The 10,496-nt window shown below is 62.9% G+C and carries 10 protein-coding genes and 2 pseudogenes; 6 read left to right on the forward strand and 6 right to left on the reverse strand.

The features are described from left to right. Nucleotides 1-293, reverse strand: a 293-nt coding sequence (locus BGN91_RS08700) for a glycosyltransferase family 39 protein (protein ID WP_292612329.1), incomplete at its 3' end; no start/stop codon positions are given. Nucleotides 294-666: 373 nt separating this feature from the next. Between BGN91_RS08700 and BGN91_RS08705 the strand changes: the two genes are divergently transcribed. The 4 genes from BGN91_RS08705 (at nt 667) to BGN91_RS08720 (ending at nt 3,259) form a co-directional block, all read left to right on the forward strand. After that, nucleotides 667-915 (forward strand): hypothetical protein, encoded by a 249-nt coding sequence (locus BGN91_RS08705; protein ID WP_292612312.1) that lies wholly within the window; start codon nt 667-669, stop codon nt 913-915. 219 nt (nt 916-1,134) lie between these two features. Continuing rightward, on the forward strand, nt 1,135-2,343 hold the full coding sequence (locus tag BGN91_RS08710; RefSeq protein WP_292612314.1) for a molybdopterin-dependent oxidoreductase: 1,209 nt from the start codon (nt 1,135-1,137) through the stop codon (nt 2,341-2,343). 11 nt (nt 2,344-2,354) lie between these two features. Next, complete coding sequence (locus BGN91_RS08715) at nt 2,355-2,687, forward strand: cytochrome c (RefSeq protein WP_292612316.1); 333 nt, start codon at nt 2,355-2,357, stop codon at nt 2,685-2,687. Nucleotides 2,688-3,058: 371 nt separating this feature from the next. Continuing rightward, nucleotides 3,059-3,259 (forward strand): cold-shock protein, encoded by a 201-nt coding sequence (locus tag BGN91_RS08720; RefSeq protein WP_011511778.1) that lies wholly within the window; start codon nt 3,059-3,061, stop codon nt 3,257-3,259. 178 nt (nt 3,260-3,437) lie between these two features. Here BGN91_RS08720 and BGN91_RS08725 read toward each other — a convergent pair whose 3' ends face one another. Then, nucleotides 3,438-4,106, reverse strand: a complete 669-nt coding sequence (locus tag BGN91_RS08725; RefSeq protein ID WP_292612323.1) for a hypothetical protein — start codon at nt 4,104-4,106, stop codon at nt 3,438-3,440. Nucleotides 4,107-4,283: 177 nt separating this feature from the next. On the opposite strand from BGN91_RS08725, the gene putA reads away from it, so the two are divergent. Beyond that, the gene (gene putA / locus BGN91_RS08730) at nt 4,284-7,289 is read left to right on the forward strand and encodes a bifunctional proline dehydrogenase/L-glutamate gamma-semialdehyde dehydrogenase PutA (protein ID WP_292612325.1); all 3,006 of its coding nucleotides are present in this window, start codon (nt 4,284-4,286) and stop codon (nt 7,287-7,289) included. A gap of 655 nt (nt 7,290-7,944) precedes the next feature. On the opposite strand, the gene BGN91_RS08735 is transcribed toward putA, so the two are convergent. Next, entirely contained in the window at nt 7,945-8,142 is a 198-nt protein-coding gene (locus tag BGN91_RS08735) for a hypothetical protein (RefSeq protein WP_292612330.1), read from the reverse strand. Between the two features lie 65 nt (nt 8,143-8,207). Beyond that, the gene (locus BGN91_RS08740) at nt 8,208-9,350 is read right to left on the reverse strand and encodes a hypothetical protein (protein WP_292612327.1); all 1,143 of its coding nucleotides are present in this window, start codon (nt 9,348-9,350) and stop codon (nt 8,208-8,210) included. A 221-nt stretch (nt 9,351-9,571) separates the two neighbouring features. On the opposite strand from BGN91_RS08740, the pseudogene BGN91_RS08745 reads away from it, so the two are divergent. After that, nucleotides 9,572-9,712, forward strand: a pseudogene (locus BGN91_RS08745) (amidohydrolase family protein); the annotation flags it as partial. A gap of 70 nt (nt 9,713-9,782) precedes the next feature. Here BGN91_RS08745 and BGN91_RS08750 read toward each other — a convergent pair. Together BGN91_RS08750 and BGN91_RS08755 are read right to left on the reverse strand one after the other, a co-directional pair. Further along, nucleotides 9,783-10,280 (reverse strand): TPM domain-containing protein, encoded by a 498-nt coding sequence (locus BGN91_RS08750; RefSeq protein ID WP_292612328.1) that lies wholly within the window; start codon nt 10,278-10,280, stop codon nt 9,783-9,785. A 1-nt stretch (nt 10,281) separates the two neighbouring features. Continuing rightward, nucleotides 10,282-10,496: pseudogene (locus BGN91_RS08755) on the reverse strand (YgcG family protein); the annotation flags it as partial.

Genomic DNA, 10,496 nt, shown 5'->3' on the forward strand with positions numbered 1-10,496 from the left:
GATATCGGCATCGCCAACAGTCCGGCAAACCTGACGCCGAAATCGGTATCGCCGAAGATCGCAGTCCCGAAACGAATGAACCACGCGATCATCGGAGGATGATCGAGGAAGGATAACGTGCTTTCCTTCGACCAGGTCCAGTAATAAGCCTCGTCGGTGCGCAGATCCAGCGTGCCCGCAAAGATGCATCTCATCGCGGTCATCGCCGCGATCAACGCCGCGATCCACAGCAGCGACGAAAGCGCCGGACGTTCCGGTTGCAACGCGGATTTATCGAGTTCTGCGATTGTCATCTGGATATCGGGGACAACGTTCAGCGCACATGCCCGCATGGTTCTCCGGGCGGCTTCTTGAGGTTTTTTTGACCACCCGGCTTCCGGTGTCAATCTGGCGGCCCAACGAGGCCAGCCCCGCCGCTTGGTTCGCGGCATGTTTCCGGATGCATTCGCGCTGTGTGAGATTTCGCACACCCATCTGGCCGAAATCCCCGCTTGTCTGAACGTCTATTCAGAAAATTGTCCGTTTTACTCCGCCGGATTCTTCGAACCGCATTTTGAAAGCATGCGACGAACTTGCGACGGGCACGAAAGAGCCCGCAACCGGAAACCAGAACGCGAATTGAAACCGAAACCCGCGCATCACGCGCTTCATTCAAGGAGAACGATCATGTTTCGTAAACTTGCTCTTGGACTCGTTGCCGCTGCTTCCCTCGGTGCGATGGCGCTGTCGCCCTCAGCCGCTTCCGCCCACGGTTGGGGCGGGCATCACCACCACCACTTCGGCCATTTCGGCCATCATTTCGGACCTGCATTCGGCGTCGCCTATGTCGGCGGCTATGACGAGGGCTGCTATGTGGTGCGGCGCGTGCCGACCCCCTTCGGCTTCCGTCTGCGCACCATCAACGTCTGCGATTGATCCATTATCTGACTCGGTCAAAACCCCGGCTGCCCGGCAGCCGGGGTTTTGCGTATCGCAACGGTATCATCCGCCCGCTTAGAAGCCGGTCGGAGCATTCATTGATTTTGTCGTTTCCTAACTCGAAAGCATCAATTGACTTGCAGTCCGGCAGTGCGAGACTCCGCGGATCGATGATCCCGTGATGACGGGCTCGACCGTAAAGCTTCGGAGGAAGCCATGCTCGACAGACGAGAGATGCTGAAACGCGTCGGCGCCGGACTGGCGCTCGGCGCAACCGCCAGCCTGTCCCCCTTCAAGGCCTTCGCGCTGGACAGCGTGACCCTGCCGTTCGACAACGGCGAACGTCCGCTGGTGAAGTATCCGCAGAAGCGCCTGATGATCGGCCTCACCAGCCGGCCGCCGCAACTCGAAACGCCGTTCTCGGTTTTCAACGAAGGCCCGATCACGCCGAACGACGCCTTCTTTGTCCGCTATCATCTCGCCGGCCTTCCGCTCGACATCGATCCCGACACGTTCACGCTGGAGGTCAAGGGCAAGGTCGACCGTCCGCTCAAGCTGTCGCTCAAGGACATCAAAAAGATGAAGGCGACGGAGATCGTCGCCGTCAATCAGTGTTCGGGCAACAGCCGCGGATTCTCAAATCCGCGCGTCGCCGGCGGGCAGTCCGGCAACGGAGCGATGGGCAACGCGCGCTGGCGCGGCGTGCCGCTCAAGACCGTGCTCGACCAGGCCGGCGTCCAGCAAGGCGCAAAGCAGGTCGTATTTAACGGCATGGACGGCCCCGTCAGCGACAAGACGCCGGATTTCGCCAAGGCGCTCGACATCGACCACGCACGTGATGGCGAGGTCATGCTGGCCTATCTCATGAACGAACGGGATTTGCCATTTTTGAACGGCTTCCCGCTCCGGCTCGTCGTTCCCGGATATTACGGCACCTACTGGGTCAAGCATCTCAACGAGATCACCGTCATCGACAGCGTCTATGACAATTTCTGGATGAAGACGGCCTACCGCATTCCGGACAACGCCTGCGCCTGCATTGAGCCAGGCACCGCGCCGAAGGCGACAGTCCCCATCAACAGGTTCAACGTCCGCTCCTTCATCACCAATGTCGCCGACGGCGCGAAAGTCGGAATCGGCGGCAAGCTTCTGAAGGGGATCGCCTTCGACGGCGGCACCGGCATCAAGAAGGTCGAGGTGTCGATCGACGGCGGCAAGACCTGGAAGGCCGCGCGGCTCGGCCGCGACTACGGCAAATACTCGTTCCGCGAATGGAAGATTCCGGTCAAGCTCACCGCCGGCCCGCATGAATTAAAGGTGCGCGCGACCAGCAATGGCGGCCAGGTGCAGCCGTCTGAGGCCACATGGAATCCGGCCGGGTACATGCGCAACGTCATCGAGACCGTCCACGTGACGGCAGCTTGAGGGAGAAGGTCATGACGCGTCCAGTTCTTCTTGCTCTCGCCGCCGCCATCGGACTGGCCGGGAGCAGCGGCGCTTTCGGTCCCATCACCGCCGGCGCCAAGCCGATCGCCTACAAGCTTCCGGACAAGGCCGTGGAATTCAAGCCCGGACCCAATCTGGACGTCGTGAAGGCCAACTGCACATCCTGTCATTCGGCGGATTACGTCCAGACCCAGCCGCGCGGCCCGAAATTCAAGAAGGACTTCTGGCAGGCGGAAGTGAACAAGATGATCAAGGTGTACGGCGCGCCGATCGCCGAGGCCGATGTCGGCAAGATCGTCGACTATCTGACCGCAACCTATTGACCTCGGAAGCCGAATTCAGCGGAAATCCGAGGTCTTCGGCCAGCCGATCGCTATTGCCTGAGCGCATTTTCGCTTCTGATTGAATCAGAAGCGAAGCTCTAGATTGTTGTTTTGACGCGTTTTCTTCATGCGAACCGGTATCTGCCCGGTCAAGCCCAAGGCATGCTTCGCTCGAAAACGCTTTCAGCCACCCTGGCGGGGAGATACCCCGAATTGTGGCAAAATTGCACCGTCTCGAGATAGAGTTGGTTCAGATAGTTCAACCTTGTGTTTGATCTACCAAGCGGGGCCGAGACCGCGTATCTTGTGCGCCGTCGGACAAGCCGGTTTCCGGGGACCGACGACTGTTTCAATCCTGCGGAGACTTGGGAATGGCTAAGGGTACTGTGAAGTGGTTCAACCCGACCAAAGGTTACGGATTCATCCAGCCGGCCGGCGGCGGCAAGGATGTATTCGTCCACATCTCGGCCGTCGAGAAAGCGGGACTTTCAACGCTCAATGAAGGCCAGACGGTTGAATTCGAGGAAGTTGCCAACCGCGGCAAAACCTCGGCCGAAAACCTCAAGGTTTGACGCGACGACGCGATCCTCAAGACCCGCATAAAGTCGCGTCCTGACCAATGGGGCGCACTCCGCGGCAACGACATCGGCTCCGCCGACGCATTCAGGGTCTACGCCATCGGCGCAGACTCGATCCGCCGGCGACGAAGATCGAGGCAGCCCGAGAGGCGACCGCGCGGCAGCGCGTTGATCAATTTTCCTTGATCCATCGATCCAGTGGCATCACATCCGGCAGTTGCGCATAGCCGCGCGGCCACATGTCGACGACCCATTCCACATGCGTGGCCCGCTCGACCAGCACCGCGGTATTATGCGGGGTCTGCAGCACGAGCGCATTACCGCGATAATGCGGGTTTCCCACTGTGTGAAATTTGAGAAGCCCCCAGTCCTGCAGGACCAGCAGCAGGCTGGTGACGTTGCGCGTGGTGTCCCAGCAATCGAAGTTGTGCTTGTCGTCGCCGGCACGGAAATCGGCCCGCGCCACACGCTTGTCTGTTCCGAGGATCGGTCCCATGCGGCGATCGAACCAGACGACCGCCTTTTGAACCGCGCGGCGCTCTGCAGCAGCCGACGACCGGCCCGCCACCAGAATCCGTGTCAGCGCGCCTCGGTCGGCAGAGGTGAAATCGAGAGGCTCCCGGCGACGGCAGACGAAGCCGTAGCAGACCGTCATGGACTTCGCGCTCGGCGGATAGATCGAGACTGACGTGTAAAGCTGCGCGATGCCGGGGCTGAGTTCGACCGCCGTGGCGCGGCCGTCCACAGCTTGCGCCGCGAACAACGTCGCCGCCGCGGCGAGCAGCCGCGAGATACGGCACGCGCTTAGAGCGTCAGTTCGCCGATTTGGAAAGCTCGCCATCACACCCCGTGCATTCACAACACCGGTCGCCCCATTGGCTCCATGCCGGATCGAGCTTAGCTTGTTCAGTAGAAGAAAGGGTCGCGCAACCGCAACAGCATGTCAGATTCGCCTCGCGCGCGTCCGACCCGCGTGACTTTTCAAACGGCAGTTTTGCGGAAGACCGAGGAATAGCCGATGTCATCCCAGCTTCCACCGCCGTTTTCGGCTCCCTATGCACCGGACGACAGGGCAATGGCGAAGCGGCTGCTGGCCGAGGCACGACTGACGCCGAAACGCGAGGCGCGGATCGATCGAACAACGCGCGGCCTGATCGACGCCATCCGGCGGAACGACGATCCGCTTGGCGGCGTCGAGGACATGCTGCGCGAGTTTTCACTGTCGACCAAGGAAGGCCTCGCGCTGATGGTGCTCGCCGAAGCTCTGCTGCGCGTCCCCGATGCCGAAACAGCGGACCGGTTCATCGAGGACAAGCTCGGGCAAGGCGACTTCATCCATCACGAGACCAGGTCCAGCGCGTTCCTCGTCAACGCGTCCGCCTGGGCGCTCGGACTATCCGCGCTCGTCATCCAGCCGGGCGAGACGCCGCAGGGAACCATCGGTCGGCTCGCCAAGCGGATAGGCGTCCCCGCGGTGCGAGCGGCGACACGGCAGGCGATGCGGCTGATGGGCAATCACTTCGTGCTCGGCGAGACCATCGAGGCGGCGCTGGAGCGAGCGCACGCGCATTCGGCCGATCACGCCCGCTACTCCTTCGACATGCTCGGCGAAGGCGCGCGCACCACAGCGGATGCCGAGCGCTATTTCAACTCCTACGCCGCCGCGATCGAGGCGATCGGACGGGGCGCGAGCGACAATCCCCTGCCCGATCGGCCCGGCATTTCCGTCAAGCTGTCCGCATTGCATCCGCGTTACGAAGCGGTGAGCCGTGCGCGGGTGATGGCCGAACTGGTGCCGCGCGTCGTCGATCTCGCCGCGCGCGCCAAGGCGCGCGATCTCAACTTCACGGTCGATGCGGAGGAAGCCGACCGGCTGGAATTGTCGCTAGACGTGATCGCCGCTGTCGCCGCCGCCGCTTCGCTCTCCGGCTGGAGCGGCTTCGGCCTCGCCATCCAGTCCTATCAAAAGCGCGCCTCGGCGGTGATCGACTATATCGACGATCTCGCGCGACGCCTGAATCGGCGAATGATGGTTCGCCTCGTGAAAGGCGCTTATTGGGACACCGAGATCAAGCGGGCGCAGGAACGCGGTCTCGACGGTTATCCCGTATTCACCCGCAAGGCGATGACCGACCTGAACTACATCGCCTGCGCGAAGCAACTGCTCGCGCTGCGGCCGCGCATCTTCCCTCAATTCGCGACCCACAACGCCCTCACCGTCGCCACGCTCCTGGAACTAACCGAGGGCAACGACGGATACGAATTCCAGCGCCTGCATGGCATGGGCGAGGCGCTCTACGCACAGCTTGCCAAGGATCGCCCGGACATCGCCAGCCGAACTTACGCGCCCGTCGGCAGTCATCGCGACCTGCTCGCCTATCTGGTGCGCCGCCTGCTCGAAAACGGCGCCAATTCGTCCTTCGTCGCGATCGTCTCCGACCCCGGCGTATCGCAGGATATGCTGCTACGCCGACCGGCCGACATCATCGGAAACGCCGACAACGCCGCGAACGCGAAAATCCCGCTGCCGCGCGACCTGTATCAACCCGCGCGCGTCAATTCGCGCGGCATCGAGTTCGGCGAGCGCGCGGCACTCAACCGCCTCATTGCCGATGTCGCGGCCGATAAAACGTCGATCGTCACGGTGAAAGGCGACGCACTGCAGGACGTGAACCGCGCCGTTGCCGCGGCGCGCGAGGGGTTTGTCGCGTGGAGCCGGACGCCGGCGACATCAAGGGCAGCCGCACTGGAACGCGCGGCCGATTTACTGGAGCAGCGATCGGCGCATTTTATCGCGCTGCTGCAGCGGGAAGGCGGCAGAACGCTGGACGATTCCGTCTCCGAAGTTCGCGAAGCCGTTGACTTCTGCCGCTACTACGCCGCGGAAGGCCGAAGGTTGTTCGGCGACGCACGAACGATGCCTGGGCCGACCGGCGAGCGCAACACGCTGCAACTGCGCGGGCGCGGCGTCTTTGCTGCGATCTCGCCGTGGAATTTTCCGCTGGCGATCTTTACCGGACAAGTGACGGCGGCGTTGATGGCCGGGAATGCGGTGGTCGCGAAACCTGCCGAGCAGACGCCGCAAATCGCAGCCGAGGCCGTGCGTCTGCTGCACCAGGCCGGCGTTGCGGCAGCGGCGCTTCATCTGATTCAAGGCGAAGGGAAGACAGGCGCGGCGCTTGTCGCGCACCGCGACATCGCCGGTGTCGTCTTCACCGGCTCGACGGAAGTGGCGCGGTCGATCAATCGCGCGCTCGCGGCCAAGGACGGCCCGATCGTGCCGCTAATCGCCGAGACCGGCGGCATCAACGCCATGATCGCAGACGCCACGGCGCTGCCGGAACAGGTCGCCGACGATGTCGTGACCTCCGCGTTTCGCTCGGCCGGGCAGCGCTGCTCGGCGCTGCGGCTTCTGTTCGTGCAGGAGGACGTGGCCGACCGCATGATCGAAATGATTGCAGGTGCCGCGCGCGAATTGAAAATCGGCGACCCGTCCGATCCCGCCACCCATGTCGGCCCGGTGATCGACCGCGAGGCAAAGGAGCGGCTCGATGCGCATATCGCGCGCATGATGCGCGAAGCCCGCGTGCATTTCGCCGGGCAAGCGCCCGCCTCCGGCAATTTCGTCGCGCCGCACATCTTTGAGCTGGCCGACGCGCGGCAACTGAACGAAGAAGTGTTCGGGCCGATCCTCCACGTCGTGCGCTATCGCGCATCCGGTCTCGATGCGGTTCTGCAATCCATTGCCGATACCGGCTACGGCCTGACGCTCGGTATCCACTCGCGCATCGACGACACGGTGGAGGCGATCGTGGACCGTCTTGAGGTCGGCAACATTTACGTCAACCGAAACATGATCGGCGCCGTGGTCGGCGTGCAGCCGTTCGGCGGACATGGCCTGTCGGGCACGGGACCCAAGGCCGGCGGCCCGCACTATCTCACGCGCTTCGCGACCGAACAGACAGTGACGGTGAATACCGCTGCCGCCGGCGGCAATGCCGCGTTGATGAGCGGAGAAGGATAGCCGACCTCCATCGGCGCAACGACTGCGCCAAAACCGCTGCGTGCGGCGGGAACGGTGGCGAGAGCGAGTTCTACCCGAACGATGACCGAAAGTTCTCCGTCGTCGTTCCGGAAGCCGCGTGGCGGCTATCCGGAATTCAATAATCCGAGAATCTTTTGACGACTGGATTCCGGGTTCGTCGCTTCGCAACGCCCCGGAATAACGAAGGAGTTTTGCGAGAGCGTTTTCGAGCGAAGCGGGGACCGGTTCGCGTGAAGAAAACGCGTCAAATAAAATCATAGAGCCCCGCGTCTGATTCCGTCAGAAGCGGAAAGGCGTTAGCGGGCTGTTGAAAAAGTCTCCAACCGTCATTCCGGGGCGCAACGTCCGGGTTCGTCGCTTCGCAACGCCCCGGAATAACGAAGGAGTTTTGCGAGAGCGTTTTCGAGCGAAGCGGGGACCGGTTCGCGTGAAGAAAACGCGTCAAATAAAATCATAGAGCCCCGCGTCTGATTCCGTCAGAAGCGGAAAGGCGTTAGCGGGCTGTTGAAAAAGTCTCCAACCGTCATTCCGGGGCGCAACGAAGGTACGAACCCGGAATCCAGCCACACTGATTTTCTTCGTATTTCTGGATTCCGGATCGCCGCTTGCGCGGCGTCCGGAATGACGACAGAGATTAGCGGCCCAGCCACGGCGACGCGAGCCCGAGCGCGATCAGACCCAGAATGACGGCAGCACCTATTGCCCATGAGCTGACACGCACAGCGCTATCGACCGTGCGTTCGCGTTCGTTTTGAGCAATCTCGCGATTGCGCTCCTTTTTGCTCTGCTCCGACTCATTCATCGCTGCGACCCCGGCTGGATGCTTGCGCATCAAACCGCGACGGACGAAATAGTTCCGGCGCGCCTGATCCGGTCGCGAGGCCGCGGCAATAGCGGTCAGCGCGAAACGACCAGCCCCCTGCTGGTGACCACGACCCAGCGGCCGTCCTGCTTGCGGATCGCATCGACACGGCCGAGCCCGGGCACCGGATCGCCGGCATAGACCTCATAGAGACCGCCGCGCCCTTCAATCAACGCGCCGCCGTTGGTGACATCGCGCAAGACCCAACCCTCGACCGCCGGCAAACGCGCGACAGCCGGCTTCGGCGCCGGCAGCGGCACCGGAGCGGCGGCGGCAGTTTGAGCAGCAGCAGTTGGAATCGACCCGGTCACGGTCGCCGCGCCGGACGTTGAAGATGCGGCCGCCGGAGAGGCGACCGGAGCGACGGCCGCATGCTGCTTGTCGAGCGTCTCGTGGAGCCTTGTCAGCCTGGCCGCCGACTCGGCATGTGCCTTTTCAACCCTGTCCAGGCGATCGTTGATCTTGGCGAACTGGCCGGCGTCACCCTTGGCCGAGCGATCGACGCCCGTCTTCAGCGTCGCGACCTCGGACTCGAGCCGCTTGATCGTTGCCTCCAAAGCCTGGGTCTGACTCGCCGTCGCTGACGACGGCTCGCTCGCAACGCCGTGGCGAAGGCCGGACGTCGCCAGCGAACCGCCAATGGCGCCGGTGATCGCGGCCAACACTACGACCGCTGCAATCGCCGCGAGACGCCGCTTTCCGGACCGCTGTCCATCGCGGCCTGCCGCCGCTCCCCGATCGATCGCCGGACGATCCCATGACTTGCCGCGCGATGGCGGCACCATCATCAGCTTGCCGGTCTCTCGCAACGCGTCCGCCTTCGGAGCTTCACGTTCGAGCCTGGGCTCGATCGAGGGTGCATCAGCCTTCGGGACTGCGCGATCGATCTCGACCGAGGGTGCTTCCGCCTTCGCGGTCTCGGCCTCGATCTTCGACTCGATGATCGGTGCATCCATCTTCGGAGCGTCGGCCTCGATCTTCGACTCCATCAACGGCGTTTCCGCCTTCGGAGCTTCGACCTCAATCTCTGACTCGATCGGGAATGTTTCTACCTTCGCGGCCTCGACCTCGGGCTTCGGCTCGGATGCTTCGGCTTTCGGCGCCGCGATGTCATCGGGCGGCGGCGCGGACAATTCCTGCTCCGGCGCAAGCTCCGAAGACGCAGCGTGTGACGACATGTCCAACCCGGCAATTTTGACGCCGGGGCCGCTATCGGTCCGATCAGACGACTGGTCGCTCACGTTAAAAACCTCCATGATGGGTTGACCATTTGGTAACTTTTCATTGCTTGCGGAATCGTTACCTTCGGGACCATTGCGGAAATTTTAGGATTTTTTCCGACCGACAAAACGGCTTAACCGAGGCCGGCGAAACGCGCCACGAGTTCGATGCGGGTTCGCCTTATCCCGGCAGGCTCGGCGTTGTGCAGGTGGGCGCTCTCGCCGATCTTCTCGTTGATGGCGATTTGCTCAAGAACATCGACCGCCTCGCCGATCCGCGGAAAGACTTCCGGATGATCATGAAGGACGGCATGATCTACAACAGACGACTGACGGGGCGGCCGGATAATCGACTTCGACGCCAGGCGGCCAACGTTCAGGCATCCCCGGTCAGATCACGACCGGCGCATCCGGCAGTTCGTTCGGACCGGCTCCCTGCTTCGGAAAGTGTTCTGCAAGTTGCCGGGAAACGGCTTCGATGCCCTTGACGATTCCGGCCTCGAAACGGCCCTGCTTGAACTCAGCCTCCATCGCGGCGCAGATGGCCTTCCAGACCGCTGCGTCGACCTTCGCGTGAATGCCGCGATCAGCAACGATCTCGACGTCGCGATCGGCGAGCAGCAGGTAGATCAGAACCCCATTGTTGCGCGCGGTATCCCATATGCGCAGATGTGCGAACACATCGAGCGCCCGCTCGCGCGCCGGCTGATCGCGGAACAACGGGACGCCATCGAGGGCGCCTTCCACGGCAAACACCACTTGCCCCGCATGGGCTGTCTCGCCGGCTCGGATCGTCCGTTCGATCGCGGCCATCACGTCGGGCGAAAAATGCTTTCGCACCCGCCAGCGATGCCCGATCAGATGCCTGCCGATGCGCCTGATACCCATCCTACCAGCTCCCCGATGCGCCGCCGCCGCCGAAGCCGCCGCCGCCACCGCTGAATCCGCCGCCGCCCGAGAACGATCCGCCTCCCCGGCCGCCGCCGCCGACCCACGTGCCGCCGCCCCGCCCCGCGCTCGAGACAATGGTGTCGCCCACCACCGTAAAAACGAACGCCAGCACCGCGGCGATCCCGGCAACCATCAGCGAGCCGACGAATATCC

This window comes from Nitrobacter sp. 62-13, from assembly GCF_001896955.1.
Classification (GTDB): Bacteria; Pseudomonadota; Alphaproteobacteria; order Rhizobiales; family Xanthobacteraceae; genus Nitrobacter.